This is a genomic window from Streptomyces sp. NPDC087310 (genome assembly GCF_044744405.1).
Classification (GTDB): domain Bacteria; phylum Actinomycetota; class Actinomycetes; order Streptomycetales; family Streptomycetaceae; genus Streptomyces.
The window spans coordinates 311,908-331,486 of sequence record NZ_JBIUYF010000007.1 but is presented as its reverse complement, the minus strand read 5'-3'; the positions used below and the strand labels follow the sequence as shown (position 1 = coordinate 331,486).

At 72.7% G+C, this 19,579-nt stretch carries 6 protein-coding genes; all 6 read right to left on the bottom strand.

Annotated elements, in window-relative coordinates:
- Positions 1-275 precede the first annotated feature (275 nt).
- The 6 genes from ACIO3P_RS27300 to ACIO3P_RS27275 are packed head-to-tail and all read right to left on the bottom strand — an operon-like array spanning position 276 to position 19,280.
- Positions 276-1,502 (bottom strand): cytochrome P450, encoded by a 1,227-nt coding sequence (locus ACIO3P_RS27300; protein ID WP_401853610.1) that lies wholly within the window; start codon positions 1,500-1,502, stop codon positions 276-278.
- On the bottom strand, positions 1,499-3,475 hold the full coding sequence (locus ACIO3P_RS27295) for an amino acid adenylation domain-containing protein (protein ID WP_401853614.1): 1,977 nt from the start codon (positions 3,473-3,475) through the stop codon (positions 1,499-1,501). The genes ACIO3P_RS27300 and ACIO3P_RS27295 overlap by 4 nt, the downstream gene beginning before the upstream one ends.
- Complete coding sequence (locus ACIO3P_RS27290) at positions 3,468-4,763, bottom strand: cytochrome P450 (RefSeq protein ID WP_329825381.1); 1,296 nt, start codon at positions 4,761-4,763, stop codon at positions 3,468-3,470. Before ACIO3P_RS27290 ends, ACIO3P_RS27295 begins: the two co-directional genes overlap by 8 nt.
- On the bottom strand, positions 4,763-10,891 hold the full coding sequence (locus tag ACIO3P_RS27285; protein ID WP_401853616.1) for a type I polyketide synthase: 6,129 nt from the start codon (positions 10,889-10,891) through the stop codon (positions 4,763-4,765). Before ACIO3P_RS27285 ends, ACIO3P_RS27290 begins: the two co-directional genes overlap by 1 nt.
- The gene (locus tag ACIO3P_RS27280; protein WP_401853619.1) at positions 10,888-17,415 is read right to left on the bottom strand and encodes an amino acid adenylation domain-containing protein; all 6,528 of its coding nucleotides are present in this window, start codon (positions 17,413-17,415) and stop codon (positions 10,888-10,890) included. The genes ACIO3P_RS27285 and ACIO3P_RS27280 overlap by 4 nt, the downstream gene beginning before the upstream one ends.
- On the bottom strand, positions 17,412-19,280 hold the full coding sequence (locus tag ACIO3P_RS27275; protein ID WP_329825378.1) for an acyl-CoA dehydrogenase family protein: 1,869 nt from the start codon (positions 19,278-19,280) through the stop codon (positions 17,412-17,414). Before ACIO3P_RS27275 ends, ACIO3P_RS27280 begins: the two co-directional genes overlap by 4 nt.
- Positions 19,281-19,579 lie beyond the last annotated feature (299 nt).

Genomic DNA, 19,579 nt, shown 5'->3' with positions numbered 1-19,579 from the left:
AAGCCGTGATGCCACCTCTTCGGCGTCGCGCCGACCGAAACCTCTCTGACCTGCCAAAATGCACTGGCACCTAGGTGAGCAATGGTGGCGCCATGCATGCTCAAGCGCGTCCAGGCGCACAGAATGGCACCGGATAGCACCACCAAGGCGCCACCCGATGCCATCCGGCGCCACCCGGCCCACCTCGCAAGGAAACGCCCCGACCCTCCTGCGAGGTGGGTCGGGGCGTTCCGGAGGGGCCCGCGTCGGCGGCTGCCGGCCCCTGGTGTGCGGGGCTACAGGCCGGACGTGGCCGTCATGGTGAGGGGGAGGCTGGTGGTGCCCCGGATGAAGTTCGACCGCAGGCGTCGTACCGGGCCGGAGACGGTGAAGGAGACCCGGCTGTCGGTCATGTGCCGTACCAGGATGCCGAGTTCGATCTGGGCCAGCATCGCACCGATGCAGCGATGGATACCGATGCCGAACGACAGGTGCCGGTTCGGCGTACGGGTGATGTCGAAGGTGTCCGGATCGGGGAAGCGGGTCTCGTCGAAGTTCGCCGAGGCGTTCCACAGGGTCACGGTGTCACCGTCCTGGATCAGCCGGCCGCCGATCTTGAAGTCGCGGACGGCCTGGCGCATGACGTAGGCGTTGGTCGAGCTCCAGCGGAGCATCTCGTTGACCGCGCCGTCCGTGAGTTCCGGGTCGGCCTGGAGGAGCGCCTTCTGCGCGGGGTTCCGGTGCAGCGCGAGGATGCCCGCGCAGGCTGTGTACGAGGAGGTCTCGTTACCGCCGACGGCGACGTTCATGCAGTTGAAGAGGATGTCCTCCTCCGGCCAGGGGCGTCCGTTGCGCCGGGCCTGCAGCAGCATGCTGACGAGGTCGTCCTTCGGGTTCTTCCTGCGGTCCGCCAGCAGCTCCGCGAAGAACTCGAAGATCTCGGCCTGGACCACCGCGAGCCCGATCCGCTCGTCCTCGCCGGGGTCCGCGAAGACCGGGTCACGGAAGCCGATCATGCGGCGGGTCATGCCGATGAGCTCATGGGCTTCGGTGTGGGAGACGCCCATCATCGCCATGATCGCGCCGGCCGGGAGCTCGGGGGCGATGTCGGTGGCGAAGTCGCAGCCGCCGTCGGCCACGGCACGGCGCACCGCGGTGTCCACCAGGGTGGTCACCTGGGTGGCGATCCGTCGCAGCATCCCGTTGCTGAAGGCACGGTGCACCTGCTGGCGGATGTGGCGCTGGCGGGGCAGGTCGGAGGCGACGAGCATCCGGCCGGCGGACGGGTCGGCGGCGCTGCGGAACGATCCGCCGAGCATGGGCCCGCCCTCGGAGCTGAGCGAGGTGTGGTCGTTGTACGCGGTCTCGACGTCCGCGTACCTGGTGAGCGCCCAGAAGCCGCCGCCGTCGGGGAGGGGGTGCCGGTGCACCGGGTCGTTGTGCCGTAACTGACGGAAGATCGGCCCGGCGTCCTCGCCGAGGAACAGTTCGGGGTCGGTGAGGTCGATCGTCGGAGTCGTCATACGAGATCGTCCTCCTTCCGGGAGGGTACGAGGCCGGTTTTGGAGCGGACCAGGTCGGCGAGCGCCCCCAGCTCACTGGTCACCAGGATCTCCCGGTTGCTCACCTCCACGCCGAGCTCCTTGACGATGCGCCGTCGGAGCCGGAACGCCTGGAGGGAGTTGCCGCCCAGGGCGAAGAAGTCGTCGGTGAGGCCCACCTCGTCGACCGAGATCAGGTCCTTCCAGAAGTCGGCGAGCCGGATCTCCACCGGATCGCTCGGCGCGACCCGGTCGGCGCGGTGTTTCTGGTGGTCCGTCACGATCTCCCGGAGCCGTGCCAGGTCCCGCTTGCCGCGGTCGTTGGAGGGCATCTCGGGGATGCTGATGAAGGCGCTGGGAACCATGTAGTCGGGCATCGAGGAGGCGGCCGCCTCGCGCAGGGCGGCGAAGGAGCTGTCGCCGTACAGCACCACGAGTGCGGCGAGGTAGCGGTCGACGCCCTCTCCGCCCACGACCACGGCCACGTCGCGCACCTGGTGATGGCGGGCCAGCTCGCGTTCGACCTCGCGCGGTTCGATCCGGTAGCCGCGTACCTTGACCTGGTCGTCCGTCCTGCCGACGTAGCGCAGCAGCCCGTCCTCGCCCCGTACCGCCAGGTCCCCGGTGGCGTAGAGTCGGCCGCCCGGAGCGCCGTGGGGGTCGGGAAGGAACCGTTCTGCCGTCAGTCCCGGCCGGCCGTGGTAGCCGCGGGCCACGCCCGGTCCCCCGATGTGGAGCTGGCCGACGGAACCCGGTGCCACCTCGGTCAGGGTTTCGTCCAGGATGTGCAGGCCGATCCCTTCCAGGGCGCGGCCGATCGGCACACTGCCGTGGTGATCGGCGTCGGTGACCGGGTGGGCCGAGCAGGCGGTGGCCGCCTCGGTGGGGCCGTAGAGGTTGACCAGTTGTCCGGCGAAGCCCGCCGCGAGCAGGTCGCGGCAGGCGCCCGGTGACACCACGTCGCCGCCGGTGGCGAGGATCCGCAGCGAGGAGAAGGTCTCCGGCTGCTCATGGGCCAGGTGGTTGAAGGCCAGGGTGGGGACGAGCATGGCGGTGATCCGGCGCTGTTTCAGTTCGCGCCGCATGTCGCCGCCGATCAGGTCGGGCATGGTGGGCAGGGTGACCACCTCGGCGCCCGCGGCGAAGGCGCACCAGGTCTCCCAGTGGAAGGCGTCGAAGGCGAGGTTGGAGACGTGGCCGACCCGGTCCTGCGGGGTGAGGGCGGGCAGCGCCGGGTTCTCGGCGAACTGGACCAGGTTGCGGTGTTCCAGGAGCACCGCCTTCGGCACTCCGGTGGATCCGGAGGTGAACAGGACGCTCGCGCCCTGCCGGGGTGCGGCCGCGGTGGCGGGGCCCGGCTTGGGATCGGCGTGGTCGCCCGGCGCGTACTCCATGAGCCGTGCCGTGGCCAGGCCGTCCAGCCGGCCGGCCATCTCCGGGTGGGTGATCACCGTGGTGGCGCCGCTGTGGTCGATCAGCAGGCGCAGCCGGTCGTCGGGGGCCGTCGGATCCAGCGGTACGTACGCGGCCCCGGCCTTGAGAGTGGCCAGCAGGACGACGAACGGGGCGACGCCGCGGGGCAGCAGGTAGGCGATGTGGTCGCCGGGGCGGACGCCGCGGGCGAGGAGCGCCTGGGCGAGCCCGTCGGAGTGCCGGTTGAGCGCGGTGTACGTGTAGGTGTGTTCGCGGTCGGAGACCGCGGGCCTGGCCGGGTGGTTCTCGACCGTACGGCGGAAGAGTTCCAGCAGGGTGCCCGCGTCGCCCTCCGGCGGGGTGGGGGCGTCCGCGGGTCGTTCGCGGCCGCGCCGGTCGGCCTCCGTCAGGCAGGAGGTGTGGCTGCCCTGATGGCCGGCCGGCCGCCAGCCCGGTGGGACCGGACGGGTCGCGGGCCAGACGCCGAGGTCGCCCTCGGTGTTCTCGACGAGCGCGTGGCTCGCGGAGCCGCTGTCAGACATGGGCGTTCTCTCCTGCTCGGTGGGGGGAATGGGCCGGCACGTCCGCCGGCGGGGACGGGGCGTCGACCCGGATCCGGAACTCCTCCGCCATACGGAGGAATCCGGGGCGCCACCGCAGGTTCTCCGGCTCCGTGGCGAGGGCGATGCGCGGGTAGCGGCGCAGCAGGGTCCCGATGGCGCACTCCGCCTCGATCTTGGCCAGCCTGGCTCCGAGGCAGTAGTGGATGCCGTGGCCGAAGCCCAGATGGACGGTGTCGGGCGAGCGGGTGATGTCGAAGCGGTCCGGGTCGGTGAACGCCCGCGGGTCGCGGTTGGCTGCGGCGGTGGCGATGACGACGGAGGCGCCCTTGGGGATGGTCACCCCGCCGATCTCGATGTCCTCCCGGGCCACCCTGTTGATGCCCGGGTTGATCGGCCCGTCGTAGCGCATCACCTCGTCGGTCATGGCGGACAGCAGCCCGTGATCGGCGCGCAGGGCGGCCATCTGACGGGGGTTCTGGTGCAGGGCGAGGACCGCGTTGGTGATGAGCTGGACGGTGGTCTCGTGCCCGGCGAAGATCATCAGGCCGGCCATCGCGACCAGCTCCTCCTCCGTGAGCCTGCCGCCTTCCTCGGTGGAGTGGATGAGGTCGCTGAGCATGTCGTCGCGGGGATCGTCGCGCTTGTCGGCCACCAACTGCCGTACGTAGACGTCGAATCCCTCCAGGCTCCGGAGGGTCTCCCGGGCCCAGTCGTCGTCGTTCATGAAGCCCGCGAGGACCGCGGCGGCGCCGCGGAACACGTCGACGCCGTCCGCCGGCACGCCCAGCAGGGTGCACACCATACGGATCGAGAGGGGGTAGGCGAGCGTCTCCAGGAGGTCGAACTCGTCCTGCCCGGCCACCGTGTCCAGCAGGGCGTCGGTGACCTCCTGGACCTGGGGCCGCAGGGCCTCCATGCGCTTGGCGCTGAACGATCTGACGACCAGCTTGCGCAGCCGGGTGTGGTCCGGCGGGTCGAGGTTGGCCATCGCCCGGCCCTGCACGGCCTCGGCCTTCTTGATCGCCTGTGCGACCAGGCTCGGCTCCGCCTCCCCCGCGTCGTCGGCCGGGCCCATGCCGGCGAACAGCTCGTTGCTGAACCGCAGGTCGTTGAGCGCCTTGAGCGCGTCCTCGTACCGGGTGATCAGCCAGCGGGGCCGGCCCAGACCGTCCAGAACCTCGACCTGGTGCACCGGGGCTTCCTCCCGGAGGCGGTGCAGCAGTGGGAAGGGGTCGGTGTTGAACGTGTTCGGGTCGATCGTCACCATCAGTGGTTCTCTTCCTGTGTCAGGGGGTCGTGCTGCCGCAGCGCCTGGTTGAGCTGTGTGGCGAGACCCGGGGCGTTGCGGCGGTCCATCACGGTCCAGTGGTCACCGGCGACCGAGCGGACCTCCACGGCGGTGTAGAGGCCGCGCAGCCCGCGTTCCAGCCGTAGCCGGCCGCGCTCGTTCAGCCCGGCCTTGAGGATCACGGCGGGGCAGTTCACGGGCTGGGGGACGTAGCGGAACATCGCGTCGATGCTGTGGTTGTGCACGGAGACGAAGTCGGCGGCCGTCTTCTCCTGCCGTCCGGCCCTGGCGCGCTGCCTGCGCCAGCGCGTCACGTCCGCGATCCGCAGGATCCGGTCGTCCGGCTCCGGTCCGTTCGCTCCCGCCGGCTGCGCGCCGCCGAGTCCGAGCACCGCCTGGGTCTTGTAGACCAGGCCGCCGAGGAGGAAGCCGGGCTGGGTGACCATGGGCATTCCACCGGTGTTCGGGAGATAGCCGTCCACACCCGACAGCAGGGCCACTGCCCCGCCGTCGGCGATGATCTGACGGGCGATCTCGTGGCTGAGCATCATGCCGAACGACCATCCGCCGAGCAGGTACGGGCCGTCCGGTTGGATGCTCCGGATCAGCTCGACATGGTGGTTCGCGATGTCTTCCAGCCGACTCAGCGGCGCGCGTCCGTCGTGCAGACCTGGGGTCTCCAGGCCGTAGAGGGGGCGGTCGCCGAGGTGCTTGGCGAGTCCGCGGTAGCACAGCGCGCTGCCCGCAGCCGGGGCCGAGAGGAAGAGCGGGGTGCCCTCACCGGCGTCGTTCAGCGTCATGAGGTTCGGGCTGTCGGCCGGTGTCCGCGTCCCGGCCCGGCGCTGCGACTGCTGCTGTGCCTGCTGCTGTAGCTGTGGCTGTGCGTGCTGCTGGTGCTGTACGTGTTGCTGCGGCTCGGGCTGTGCCTGCTGTCGCGGCTGCGGTACGGAGCCGACCAGGCCCGCCAGGAACCCGTAGGTGGGGTCGCGGGTGAAATCGGACATCGGCACCTTGATCCCGCACACGTCCCGCACCCGGGCCAGCAGGTGGACCGCGGCGAGCGACTCGCCGCCGAGGGCGAAGAAGTCGTCCTCGGCCCGGGAGCGCGGCACGCCCAGTTCGTAACGCCACAGCTCGTCCAGGGCGGCGAGGGCGCCGCTCGGGCCGGCGACGGCCGGAACCGGCGCCACCGGTTCGGCCACCGGAGCGGCGGCCGGTGCGGCCGGGACGGCAGGCGGGGCAGGCGGGGCTTGTTCGAGGCGGGCGTCCGGGCCCGCGGGGGCGGGGGCCGGCGCGGGGCGCAGGGTCTCCGGGACATCCGCCGGGGCCATGGGCGCGGGGGCGGCGGAGGCCGGCACGGTGTCCGGGATCTCCGGTGCCCGCAGCCGGACCGTACGCGGCAGCCAGGGCTGGCCCAGTACCTCGGGCAGCGCGTCGAGCACCGCCGCACCGAACCGGTCGGCGTGCAGATGTGTCCAGTCCGCGTCCGCCGGGGAGTCCAGCAGAGCACGGGTCGCCCCGTCCAGCGGGCCGGTGCTCAGCAGCACGCCCGGGGTGGCCGCGAGCGGCCCTTCGGACCGTACGGACTTCCAGCGGGCGGTGGCCTCGTGTGCCGTCCGCTCGTCGGGCGAGCGCAGCACGGACAGCACCAGGTCGACGTCCGGGGACGGCGGTGCGGCGGGGGCCCCGTCCGTCGCGCGGGACGGCGCCGCGATCATCAGGGTGTGGTCCGAGGGGACACCGTCCGGGACCACGGTGATCTCCGGCAGCCCCGACTCCGCGAGCGCCCGCCGCCAGGTCGCCGCGTCCAGGACGATCGAGTCGCTGCGCAGCTCGTCGTCGAAGTCCCACCAGCCCGGTGCCAGACCCCACAGCAGATGGCTCCACCGGGTGACGTCGGTGACCTCCACGAGGGAGACCGCGCCGGACGGGGAGAGCAGGCTGCGCAGATGTCCCAGGGCCGTGTGCACCGAGGGCGCGACGTGGATGACGTTGTACGCGATGACCAGGTCGAAGCTGCCCGCGGCGAGGCCCTGTTCCACCGGGTCGCGGGTCATGTCGTAGGTGGAGAAGCGCACTCCGCGGACACCGTTGGTACGGGCGTACTTGGCGGCCCTGCGCACCAGCAGGGTGCTGATGTCGGTGAAGTGGTAGTCGACGTTGTCCCGGTCCTGCCAGCCTTCGAGGAGCTGCCAGGTGAACAGGCCGTGCCCGCCGCCGACCTCCAGGATGCGCAGCGGGCGGTCGCCCCAGGTCCGGTGGAGGGAACGTATCGTCTCCTCCAGGGCGTCGAGGCAGAACCCTCCGTCGTAGATCTCCAGCCGGTTGTCCGGCAGCCAGGAGCGCAGCATGCTGTCGTCGCCGTCGGGCCAGAGCACGGCGACCGGTTCCTTCTCGCCGTCGAAGACCGCGGACAGTTCGGCGGCGATGCTGTCGAGCAGCCGGTGCAGGCCGTCCACCTCGCCGAGTCCTGCGCCGGCCGCGAGCAGGTCCTGGGGGCCGGCGGCGACGAGGTAGCCGTCGGCGCCGTCCACCTGTCCGGGCCGCAGGACGTCCTCCTCGACGAGGGAGCGCAGCAGGAAGTCGAAGAAACGGGTCAGCCGTTCACCGGGGTTGAGCCGGTGGCGCAGCTCGGACGCGGCGATCCGGTCGCCGGGGCGCAGTCCGGCGCGCTCCAGGGCGAAGCGGGCGATGAGACCGGCGCTGTAGCGGTCGACGCGGGTGTTCAGCTCGGGCCGCTGGGAGAGCCGGGCCGATCCGGCCCGCCAGGTCTGGGTGGCGGCGATCGTGCCGGCCGTCGGCCGGGCGGGCGGAGGGCCGTCGCCGGTCAGGGAGGCGACGTGGACGCCGGCCGCGGCGAGGTCGGCGGCGAGCACGGTGGCGTCGGGGTCGTCGGTGACCAGGGCCACCCGGGGGGCGTCGGTCACCGGCTCGACAGGGACGGGCCGGGGCAGCAGCGCCCACCAGCCGCTGCCTCGCCAGGCGTAGCGGGTGGCGCCCGGCCACGGGGCGGGGAGCCAGTCCGGGCGTCCGGCGGGGCCGATGTCGAGGAGGGTGGTCCGGTCGCCGGCGGTCTCCCGGTGGCCGAGCCACTCGGCGGCCGGCGAGGGGAGGGCGGCCGCTTCGATGCTGTCGTCCAGGACGTCGAAGACTTCGCGGCCCAGCAGCAGGAGCTGGACTCCGGCGGTACGGGCCCGGTCGGCGAGGGCGCTCGGTGCGGCCCGGTCGTCGTCGTCCGGCAGTTCGGCGACGACGACGGAGGCGGTGAGCCCGGTGAACCGGTCGTCGGTGGCCGGCAGGCCCAGTTCGGCGGCGAGGCGCTCGCCGACCGCGGCGGCGCTGTGCGCGGACAGGCGCCGGGAGATGGAGGTCCAGGCGTCGGTGGTGAGGGTCGGGTGCGTCTCCGGCGCGGCGAGAGCGGCGGGCTCGGGGTGTCCGGGCGCCTCCGGCGCGGCGGCGGCAGCGGTGGTGGGGCGGGCCGGGAGGGGCTTGGGCTCGTAGGGGTGGGCGGGCAGTTCGGTGATGGACGGCTCGTCGGCGTCGAGGAGTCCGGCCAGGTCGACCGCGACGCCGTGCTCCCAGAGGGTGGCGCAGAGTTCGAGGACGCTCTCGGTCTCCTGGTCGGCGGAGCGGCCCAGCGCGGGGATCGCCGGGGTGGCGGTGTTCCAGTCGGGGTGCATCCGCAGCCCGCGCAACGTGCTCTGCCCGGGGCCGAGTTCGACGACGAGGTCGTGGGGGGCGTCCAGGAGGGTGCCGATGGCGCGCCGGAGCTGGACGGTGCCGCGCAGATGGTCGCCCCAGTGTCCGGGGTCGGTGAGCTGCCCGGGTTCGACCGCTTCGCCGGTGAGGGTGGAGACGACGACGGTGTCCCCGAGATCCGTGCCGCCCGTGGGGGTGGTGGCGGCGACGGCCCGCAGTTCCGCGGCGGGCGCGTCCATCATCGGGGAGTGCGAGGCGCGGTCGATCTCCAGGATCCGGCAGGACCAGCCCTCGGCCTCCCAGGTCCGGTGCGCCTTCATCACCGGTTCCGCCTCGCCGGAGAGCACGAGTTGGTGCGGGGCGTCGATGGCGAGGGTGACGCCGTCGGGGATCCCGAGTTCCCTGCCGGGCCTGCGGACGACGGCGACCATCCGGCCCGGGGCGGCGGACAGCATCCCCCGGCCCCGCAGATGGACCAGGGACAGGGCGTCCTCCAGGTTCCAGACCCCGGCGAGGGCGGCGACGACGTACTCGCCGACGCTGTTGCCCATCATCGACGCGGGCCGCACTCCCCAGACGCGCAACTGGCGGCCGAGCGCGTAGCCGAGGGTGAACAGGGCGAGTTGCTGGAAGGTGATCTCCTCGACGGGGGCGTCCCGGCCGGTGACCAGGGCGCTCAGGTCGAGGCCGTACCGCTCCCGGACGATCAGGGCGGCTTCGTCGAAGACCCTGCGGAACTCGGGCAGCAGCCGGTGGGCGGCGGCTCCTGCGCCCTGGTGGAGGGTGCCGTGGCCGGGGAAGACGAAGGCGACGGCGGGGGTGGCGCCGCGGTGCTCGACCGGGTCGGCGGGGGCGCGCAGGGCGGCGGCGAGGCTCTCCCGGTCACCGGCGACGACCGCCGTGCGGTACGGGAGCCTGCGGCGTCCTTCGGCGAGGGTGAAGGCCACGTCACCGAGCCTGTCTGCGGTCCCGTCGTCGGAGGCGGAGGCGGAGGCGGAGGCGGGGGCGGATGTGGAGCCGAGGGCCGGGGCGGTGAGCGCGTCGGCGACCGAGGTGCGCAGCTTCTCCAGCGCCCAGGGGCTGTGCGCGGAGAGCGGGAAGACGCGGGGCCGGGCGGTCTGGGCGGTCCGGGTGAGGCGTGGCGCGCTCTCCAGGACCACATGGGCGTTGGTGCCGCCGATGCCGAAGGAGCTGACACCGGCGAGCAGCGGCCCTTCGGTGTCCCAGGGCTGTACCTCGGTGGCGATCCTGAAGGGGCTCTCCGCCAGGTTGAGGGCGGGGTTGGGCGACCGGTAGTGCACGGTCGGGGCGATCTCGCGGTGGTGGAGCTGGAGCACGGTCTTGATCAGTCCGGCGACGCCGGCGGCGGCCCCGGTGTGGCCGATGTTGCTCTTCACCGCGCCGAGCCAGGTGGTGCCCACATGGTCGGTGCTGTCCCGGAACGCCGAGGTGAGTGCGGCCATCTCGATCGGGTCGCCGATCCTGGTGGCGGTGCCGTGCGCCTCGACGCAGCCGATGTCGGCGGGGTCGGCGCCGGCCCGGGCCAGGGCCAGCCTGATGACGTCGCGCTGCCCGGTGACCGAGGGGGCGGTGTAGCCGACCTTGCTGCCGCCGTCGTTGTTGAGCGCCCAGCCGCGGATCACCGCGAGGACGCGGTCCCCGCTGGCCAGCGCGTCCTCCAGGCGGCGCAGGGCGACCACGCCGGCCCCGCTGCTGGGGACGGTGCCGGAGCCGTCGGCGTCGAAGGGGCGGCAGTGTCCGTCGCGGGACATGATGTGGCCCTCGCTGTACTGGTACCCCGTCCACTGGGGCAGGCGCAGGGACACACCGCCGGCCAGGGCCACGTCGCAGTCGTGGGACAGGAGGGCGTTGCATGCCTGGTGGACGGCGACCAGGGAGGTGGAGCAGGCGGTCTGGACGGCCAGCGCGGGGCCGCGCAGTCCGAGCTTGTACGCGACCCTGGTGGCGACGAAGTCCTTCTCCGCGCCGATCACCTGGCTCAGCAGTTCCCCTTCGCCGGGGGTGCGGTCGGGGGTGATGTCGCTTCCGGCGTAGACGCCGATCCAGCCGTTGAGCCGGGCCGGGTCGATACCGGCGTCGTCGAGGGCGGTGGAGGCCACTTCCAGGAAGACGCGCTGCTGCGGGTCGATGGTGGCGGCCTCGGCCGGGCTGTAGCCGAAGAAGGAGTGGTCGAACCGGTCGCCGCCGTCGATGGTGCCGCGTACGGGTATGTAGTCGGGGTGCCGGCTCAGTGCGGGGTCCACCCCGGCGGCGAGGGACTGCTCGGTAGTGAAGCGGGTCAGTCCTTCCCGGCCCGCCCGCAGGTCCGCCCAGAAACCGGGGATGCCGGTGGACCCGGGCATGCGGGCGGCCATGCCGATGACCGCGATCTGCTGATTCGTCGTCATGAGTTGCGGTTCCTCCGGGGAGTTCCATGGGCGGCGGGCGACTGCCGCGGCGCGGGGGTTCGCCAGCGGGCGGCCCGTGCGTCGATGTCGTCGCGGGCGGCCGGTGAGGGCGTGGCCGGGCCGTCGTCCTCCGGGGCGAGGAAGCGGGCGAGCCGGCGTACCGTCGGGAATTCGAAGAGCCGGTGTACGGGGATCTCCCGGTCCAGTTCCTTCAGCAGGCGGGCATGGAGGGTGGCGAGTTTCAGGGAGTTGCCGCCCAGGTCGAAGAAGTTGTCGGCGGCGCCGACCCGTTCGAGGTCCAGGACGGTGGCCCAGACGGCGGCGATCCGCTGTTCCAGGCGGTCGGCGGGCTCCACCCAGCTCTGGGTGCCCGCCAGGTCGTCGCGGCCGGGCCGGGGCAGCCGGGCGACGTCGACCTTTCCGTGGGCGGTCGTGGGCAGTTCGTCGAGCCACATCAGGGCGTCGGGCACCAGATGGGCCGGCAGGCGGGCGGCGAGCGCCTCCAGGACGCGCCGGCTGTCCCGGGCGTCCGGGGCGGCGGGCACCACATGGGCGACCAGGGTCGTCGCGTCCCCGGACACATAGGCCCGCAGGACCCGGGGGTCGGCGAGGAGTCCCGCCTCGACCTCCTGGGGTTCGATGCGGTGGCCGCGTACCTTGAGCTGGCGGTCGACGCGGCCGAGGAACTCCAGGGTGCCGTCCTCCCGCCAGCGGGCCCGGTCACCGGTCCGGTAGACGGGGCCGGGGGCTCCGCCGGGGCCGGCCGGCAGGAACCGCTCCCGGGTCAGCTCCGGGTTGCCCCGGTACTCCAGGGCGATACCGACCCCGCCGATGAGGAGTTCGCCGGTCACCCCGATCGGGCAGCGGCGCCCTGCCGGGTCCACCACGTACACCGATTTGCCGGTGATCGGGCGGCCTACGACGTTCAGCGGGGCGTCCTGGGGCATCGGTCCCGGCTGCCAGGTGGCGACGACGCTGCCTTCGGTGGGCCCGTAGTTGTTGGCGACCCGGTAGCCGAGGCCGGTGGGCGGGCGCCGGGTCTGGGCGGCGGCGGCGAACAGCATCCAGCGCAGCGCGGGGAGGTCCGCTCCGGTGCCCCACACCGCTTCGGCGACCGGGGTGGACAGATAGGTCATGGTGATGCGGTGCTTGGCGAGCCACGGCGCCAGTTCGGGCACCACGACACGCCGGTCATGGGCGACCACACAGGCTCCGGCGGCCAGATAGGGCCAGATCTCCCACTGGGTGGCGTCGAAGCCCACACTGGACAGATGACTCGCCCGGTCCTCGGGCGTGATGTCGTACGCCTCCATGTGCCACAGCGCGAGCTGGGCCAGGCCGTGGTGGCTGAGGACCGCTCCCTTGGGCCGTCCGGTCGTCCCCGAGGTGTAGAGCACATAGGCGGGGCTCTCGGGGGTGGGCGTGTGCGGCTCGGGCAGCGGGCCGTCCACCGGGTACGCGGACGGGTCGCCGACTTCCAGGACCGGGACGTCGCCGGTGGCGGAGGACCGGCCCGGCTCCGTGACGACGGCTCCGGCGGCGACGTCCTTCAGGGTCAGCCGGACGCGTTCGTCCGGGTAGTCCGGGTCGATCGGGCAGAACGCGCACCCGGCGTACCAGGTGGCGAGCATGGCCGTCACCAGGTCGGGGCCGCGGCCCAGGACCACGGCCACGATCGGTTCGCGGTCCTGGACGGCGGTGCGGATACGGGCGGACAACCGCAGGGCCCGTGTGTGCAGTTCGCCGTAGTGGAGGACGCCCCGGGAGGACTCGACGGCGGGCGCGCCGGGCCGCTGGGAGATCCGCTCGGCGAGCAGCGCGGGCAGGGTGGTGGCCGGGTGGGCCGGTGCGCCCTTCTCGAAGGCGGTGATCCGGGCGAGTTCCCCGGGGCCTGCCGTCGGCACCTCGTCCACGCGCTGGGTCCGCGGGCCGCAGAGCGCCTCGACCGTGCGGCCCAGCAGGCCCGCGAAGGCCCGGGCCACCTCGGCGGAGATCCGGTCGCCGCGGTGGGCGAGGTGTCCGGTGAACCGACCGTCCTGTTCGCGGAAGTCGACGGTCAGGGCGAACTTGGCGTGCGCGTCCGTCTCCGGGTCCTCGAAGAGGTACGGGGTCATCTGCCCGGGGCCCACCAGCACCGGGGCCGGCGGCTCGGACTCCACCGCGAGCATGACCTCGACGTAGGGGCTCCGGCCGGGCAGGCGCGGTGGGTTGAGGCGCTCCACCACGTCCTCGAAGGGGACGTCCTGGTGGTCGATCGCGTCGAGGACGGTGTCGCGCAGCCGGCCGAGCAGCTCGCCGAGGGTCTCCCCCCGGTGGGTGGTGGAGCGCAGGACGGCGGTGTTCAGCAGCGGTCCGATGACCTCGGCGTGTTCCTCGTCGGTCCGTCCGGCGACCGGGGTTCCGAAGGTCACGTCGTCCTGGCCGGTCCAGCCGTGCAGGGCGGCGGCGAGCGCGGCGGCGAAGACCATGGCCGGGCTCACCCCGTGTTGTGTCCCCAGTTCGCCGAGGAGGCGGGGCAGTTCGGCGGGGAGCGGGACGGGGACCCTGCCGTGGGGGCCCGGGGTGGCGGGCGGTTCGAAGGCGGGGTGGGCTGGGGCGCCGTCCAGCCGGGCGGCCCAGTGGCCGAGACCGGTGGAGACGTCGGCGGCGGCCCGGCCGCTCAGCGCGTCCCGGAACTGGGGGCGGGGCGCGGGCGGCGGCGCGTGGGGGTCGAGCGCCTGGGCGTAGCAGTCGGCGAGTTCACACAGGAAGGGCTGTGCGGAGCCGCCGTCCCAGACCAGGTGATGGGTGTTGAGGAGGAGGAGCTGTTCCTCCCCTGGCAGGTCGAACAGGGTGACGCGCAGGAGCCTGCCGGAGGCCGGGTCGACGGGCTGCCGGGCGGCGGCCCGCAGCCGCTCGGTCACCTCCTGGTCGTGGTCGTGGCTGTGGTCCTGGTCGTGGCTGTGGTCGCGGTCGTGGCCGGTGGTCGCGGTCAGGTCCTGGTGGTCGACCTCCGGCTGCCAGGGGGCGCCGGGTTCCTGCCACAGGGCGCCGTCCCGCTGGACGAAGGCGGTCCTGAGGATCTCGTTGCGTTCGGTCATCCGGTGCAGTGCCGTGCGCAGGACGGCCGGGTCCAGGCGTCCGCGGACCCGCCACACCATGGGCACCTGGTAAAGGGCTCCGCCTTCGAGGAACTGTTCGTCGAACCAGATCCGCTGCTGGAAGCCGGAGGCGGGCAGCGGTCCCCCGGTCCGGACGGGTGCGGGGGCCGGTGCAAGCCCGGGCCGGTCCGTGAGCCGGTCGAGGGCGTCGGCGAAGTCCTGGAGCACCGGGTGGTCGAAGAGCGTCCGCAGCGGCGGTACGGGCCCGCCGAGGCGTTCGGCGGTCTCCCGCAGGGTGCGGGCGGCGAGCAGGGAGTGGCCGCCGAGTTCGAAGAAGGACTGGCCGGCGCCCGGATCGCGGACCTTCAGCAGATCCGACCAGACCTCGGCCACGGCGCGGGCGGTCGCGGTGCGCGGCGGGTCGGTGTCCTGGCCGGTCTCCAGCGGTGTTCCGGTCTCCCGCAGCCGCCTGGTGTCGGTCTTCCCGTTGACCGTCAGGGGGAAGGCCGCCACGGTGAGGAACCGTGCCGGGACCATGTAGGCGGGAAGGCGCGCCGCGAGGTGGCCCCGGAGGGAAGCGGTCCGGAGGGAAGCGGTGGTGGGCGGGGTGCCGTGCGGCAGCAGGTAGGCGACGAGTCGCGCCTCGCCGCCGGGTCCGGCCTCGGCCAGCACGACGGCGCCCTCGACGGCCGGGTGTTCGAGGAGCCGGTTCTCGATCTCGCCGGGTTCGATCCGGTAGCCGCGTATCTTGACCTGCTGGTCGGCCCGTCCGACGTATTCGACGGTGCCGTCGGGCAGGCGGCGGGCCAGGTCGCCGCTGCGGTACAGGGTTCCCTCGCCGAACGGGTTGGGGAGGAAGCGCTCGGCGGTGAGTTCGGGCCGGTTGAGGTAGCCGACGGCGACGCCGAGGCCGCCCACCCAGATCTCTCCGGTCTCGCCGGCCGGGAGCGGCTCCCGGTCGGGGCCGAGGATGAAGAGGGTGGTCGTCGGCAGGGGTTCGCCGATGTTGCTGCGGCCGGTCCCGATGTCCTGCGCGGTGACCTCGCGGAAGGTGGTGTGGACGGTGACCTCGGTGATCCCGTACATGTTGACCAGGGCCGTGCGCGGGTGGCGGGCCGCGAACCCGGCGAGGGATCCCGGGTCGAGTTTCTCGCCCGCGAAGATCACGTAGCGCAGGGCGTCCAGCGGGTCCTGTCCGCTCGTGTGCACGCCGGTGAGCTGGGCGAAGGCGCTGGGGGTCTGGCTGAGCACCGTGACGTTCTCGGAGCGCAGCAGGGCGAGGAGGCGCTGCGGGTCCTGGGCCTCGTCGCTGCCCACCACCACCAGTCGTCCGCCGTGGGCGAAGCAGCCGAACATCTCCCAGACGGAGACGTCGAAGGCGTAGGAGTGGAACATCGTCCACACATCGCCGGGGCCGAAGGTGTAGGGCAGCTTGTCGTTGACCACGAGCCGCACCACGTTGCGGTGGGTGATCACCACACCCTTGGGGCGTCCGGTGGTGCCGGAGGTGAAGATCACGTAGGCGGGAGAGCCGGGGTCGGTCTCCGGCAGGTCCCCCTCGGGTACGTCCCGCAGCTCGTCCAGTGCGATCACCGGACCGGTGAAGCCGGGGACGCCGCGCCGCCCGTCGGTGACCAGGCAGACCGCCTGGCTGTCCTCAAGGATCAGCCGGTGGCGCTCGGCGGGCACCGCCACGTCCAGCGGTACGTACACCGCTCCGGCGAACAGGGTGGCGAGGACCGCTTCCACCTGGGCGACACCGCGCGGCAGCAGGAGTGCGACCAGGTCGCCGGGGCGCACCCCCCGGGCGGCGAGTCCCCGGGCGAGGGTGGCGGCGCGGTCGGTCAGCTCGGCGTAGGTCAGCCGCCGCGCGCCGTGCGAGAGGGCGACGGCGTCCGGGGTGGCGGTGGCGCGGGTGCGCAGCAGCCCGGGCAGGGACACGTCGGGGAAGCCGGCGTCGGTGCCCGTGTTCCACGCCCGCTCGTCCATCGGCGACGCCTCGGGCGACGGCCGGTCAAGGGCTACGGCGGCTTCCGGGACGGGTTCGCCGAGCGTGGCGTCGAGGTCCGCGATCAGCGCGGCCAGCACCACCGGGTAGGCGGCGGCCAGTTCCTCCACGGTGGCGCGTCCGACGGCCCCGGTGGGGTCCTTCCAGATCAGGCTGGAGCCGCGGGGGTCCTCCCGCAGCATCACGGTGAGCGTGTGGTCGGCGTAGTCCTCCATCGCCAGCAGCCGCAGCACCGCGGTGCCGCCCGGACTGTCCGGGCTGTCCAGTGCGATGGCGGTCAGGTCGATGTCCCCGGGAGGGGCGGGCCAGTACTGGAAGTTGACCTGTCCGGCGTGGGTGCGGGCGAGCTGCCCGGTGAGACCCGCGGCACGCAGCAGAGCGGGGTAGGGCAGGGCGCCGTGCCGGACGCCCTCGCGCAGGGTGTGGTGCAGGTCGCGCAGGATCCGGCGGTGGCTGACACCGGCGGGCAGCCGGTGGCGCAGCGGCAGCACGTTGGAGAAGTAGCCGACGCGTTCGCCCAGTTCGCGGGACCTGCCGTGGTACGGCGTGGGGACGATCAGGTCATCCTGGCCGGTACGGGCACGCAGGAGCAGGCAGAAGGCCGCGTACAGCGGGATCATCGGATGCACGCGGGCGGCGGCGGCCGCGGTGCGGGTGGCGGCGAGCAGGTCCGGGTCGAGGACGGCCTCGTGGAAGGCGGGCTCGCCGGGGCGGCCCGGCATCCGGAGCGGATCGGGCAGGTCCTCGCCGAGGGTGCGGCGCCAGTGTTCCCGGTGCGTGTCGCCCTGGGGGCCGTGGGTCAGTTCGTGCTGGCGGCGGGCGAACTCGGCGTGGGCCGTGGTGTCGTCGGCGGGGCCGAGGTCCTTGCCCGCGTAGGCGTCCCGGAAGGCGGCCAGGAACGGCCCGCAGGCGGCTCCGTCGAAGACCAGGTGGTGGACGTCGATGAGCAGGACCGTGCCGTCGGGTCCGTGCAGCACCTGGACCCGGGCCAGCGGCCCCTGGCGCAGGTCGAAGGGGAACGCGCCGTGGTGGGCGACCGTCTCGGCGCGCGGGCGGTCCGTCCGTACCTCGGTGACCGGGATGCCGGGGGCGTCGTCCCACAGCAGTGCGGCCTCCTCGCCGCTCTCCACGACCCTGGCGCGGAGCATCGGGAAGCGTTCCCCGACCGCCCTGGTCGCCGCCCGGACCCGTACGAGGTCGAGCTCGCCCTCCTCGGCCAGCAGCGGCATGTGGAGGATGTGGCTGGTCCGGTCCGGGTCGACCTGCCAGTGCACCCAGATGGCCTGCTGGTCGACGGAGAGCGGGAGCCCGCGTGCGGGGGCGGTGGCTGCCCCGGTCGCTGCCCCGGTCGCCTCGGTCGCCCCGGTCGGGGACGAGGCGACCGGGGAGGCTTCGCGCGGCGCGCTCGCCCCGCTGCGGTTCTTGTCCTTCTTCATCGCTCCCCCGGGTGGGTGTCGGCGGTGGGCGGTATGTCGGTGATCACGCCGTCGGTGAGGGAGGCGTACCGGTCGTCGCCGCCGAGCCAGGCGTCGCTCACGGCCGCGTGGCCGGGGCCGGCCGTCTCGGGCTCGGCCTGCCGCCACAGCCCGGCGAGCCGGTCCCTGGCCCGCGCGCAGTGGATGTGGGCGAGGTCCTGGGCCCCGGTGCCGCCCTCGCGGTGCAGGCGGGCCGCCCGGGCCAGCACGACCGACATGGTCAGGATCTCGTCGGCGATCCGGCTGTAGGCGATGAGGCGGTGCTGATGGTCGAAGAGCCCGGGCGCGGGGTGGTCGGCGGTGAACTCCTCGCAGGCGGCGCCGAGGCGCCGGGTTTCGGCGGCGGCGAAGCGCAGATGCCCGGCGTTCACGGGGTCGAGGCCGTCGGTACGCGGCTCCTGTACGGGAGCGGCCGGCCGGCCCGGATCCGGCGGGGGCGCGTCCGTCGGCCGGGCGCGGTCCGGTCCGTAATACGTGAACTGGCTCATGCGGGCGGCCCAGAATTGGAGGAGGAAGGAAACCCCGCCGGATATCCGGAGGTTTCTGGCGTCCCGGTAGAAGCGCTCCAGCGGAAGGGCCGGCACGCCGCGCCGCGCTTTGCTGGGCGCCGTCTCGAAGCCTTCTCCGGCGAGCAGGTCCATGGTGCGGTCGGCGACCCGCCAGCAGATCTCCGCGCTGATCGCCTTGGTGACGTTCTGTTCGAATGCCACATTGATGCCGAGGCCGGGTTGGTCCGCGGGGAGCAGACTCCATTCGGCGAGCGCCTGGATGGCGAAGACATCGGCCATGGTGGAGGACACCATGTGCTGGATTTCCTCCCGGTCCCCCAGTGGACGGCCGTCGACCGTACGCCGGTTGAGGAAGTTCCGGGACCATTCCAGGCAGAGTTTGGAGATGGCGAGTCCGGGGGCGGTGATCAGATGCAGCCTGCCCCGGACCACGGCCATGGTGAGTTCCGGGGTGATGCGCACCTCGGTCTCCGGGTCGACCTCGACGATCATGCGTGCGCGCGGTACCCGGACGCCGTCCAGGACCAGTGCCGCGTTGGGGAAGCCCTTGACCCCCATGAACTCGTGGCGGGAACGGATACGGAACCCCGGGTCGGAGGTCTCCACGAAGAACAGCCGGGGACGGTCCTGCCCGTCCTCGTCCAGCATCGCCGAGACGGTCACGACGTCCGCGATCGGGCCGTTGCCGATATGGATCTTCTCACCGGTCAGGAGAAACGTTTCTCCATCGTCGGTGGGGACGGCGCGGGTCTGCCGGGCGCTGTTCGAGGCGCCGGCGGGCTCCGTGTCGGCGGAACCGGAGATGATGCCGTCCAGCAGCCGCTGTTCGACGTAGGAGTACAGGTCACCGGGCGGCAGCGCCCGCAGGTACGTTCCGGAACCGACGGCCGTCTGGATGCCGAGGACCAGCGCGACCGGTACCGACCAGCTCGCCGCCGCCTGGACGACCCGGAAGGTGTTGTAGGCGGAGAGACCCAGGCCGCCGACGTCCGGGGAGTCCTGGAGATTCAGGAACCCGTCGCGGCGCAGTTCCTCCAGCAGCCCTTCCGGGAGCTCCCGGGTGGCGTCGACGGCGGTGGGGTTCACCCGGTCCCTGAGGATATCCGCCAGGCGTTCCACCACCGCGTCCCCCGCCTTTTCGTCGGCGGAATCCTGCGCAACGAAATCACTTATCACGTCCCATTCGAACCGGCCTTGATAGATCCCTTCCAAGAAGCTCGGAAAACCGGGCCGATGAAAAAGGTTAACCGTTTTACTTTCACTCACTCCGGACTCCGCATACGAAGGACGACGCCTATCGACAGGCCAATTACACATGACCCTACTCAGAGATTTTCAAGCACTTCGTGTCCACCTATGTACACTCCGGGTGTTTAGAACGGGAGGGAAGGGGAATCGAGGGTTCCGCAATTCTCGCCGCCCATACGGCCGGTCGAACAGCACCGGCGGAACGGGCGACTCGGGCGGGGAAAAGTGTGAGGGGCGACACGGCCCCGCCCGGGGTTTCTCGCGGACCTGGGGGGTTATCGCGGACGACCGGGGGCTCGCGGACCTGGGGGTTCTCGCGGACCCGGGGGCGCCGGCGGCGTACTCACACCGGGGCCGCCGGGGAGTCC

Bases quoted from the DNA above. Each gene is read 5' to 3' on its own strand.
- ACIO3P_RS27300 (WP_401853610.1), bottom strand. From the start codon at position 1,502: ATGACGACTCCGACGATCGACCTCACCGACCCCGAACTGTTCCTCGGC.
- ACIO3P_RS27295 (WP_401853614.1), bottom strand. From the start codon at position 3,475: ATGTCTGACAGCGGCTCCGCGAGCCACGCGCTCGTCGAGAACACCGAG.
- ACIO3P_RS27290 (WP_329825381.1), bottom strand. From the start codon at position 4,763: ATGGTGACGATCGACCCGAACACGTTCAACACCGACCCCTTCCCACTG.
- ACIO3P_RS27285 (WP_401853616.1), bottom strand. From the start codon at position 10,891: ATGACGACGAATCAGCAGATCGCGGTCATCGGCATGGCCGCCCGCATG.
- ACIO3P_RS27280 (WP_401853619.1), bottom strand. From the start codon at position 17,415: ATGAAGAAGGACAAGAACCGCAGCGGGGCGAGCGCGCCGCGCGAAGCC.
- ACIO3P_RS27275 (WP_329825378.1), bottom strand. From the start codon at position 19,280: ATGTGTAATTGGCCTGTCGATAGGCGTCGTCCTTCGTATGCGGAGTCC.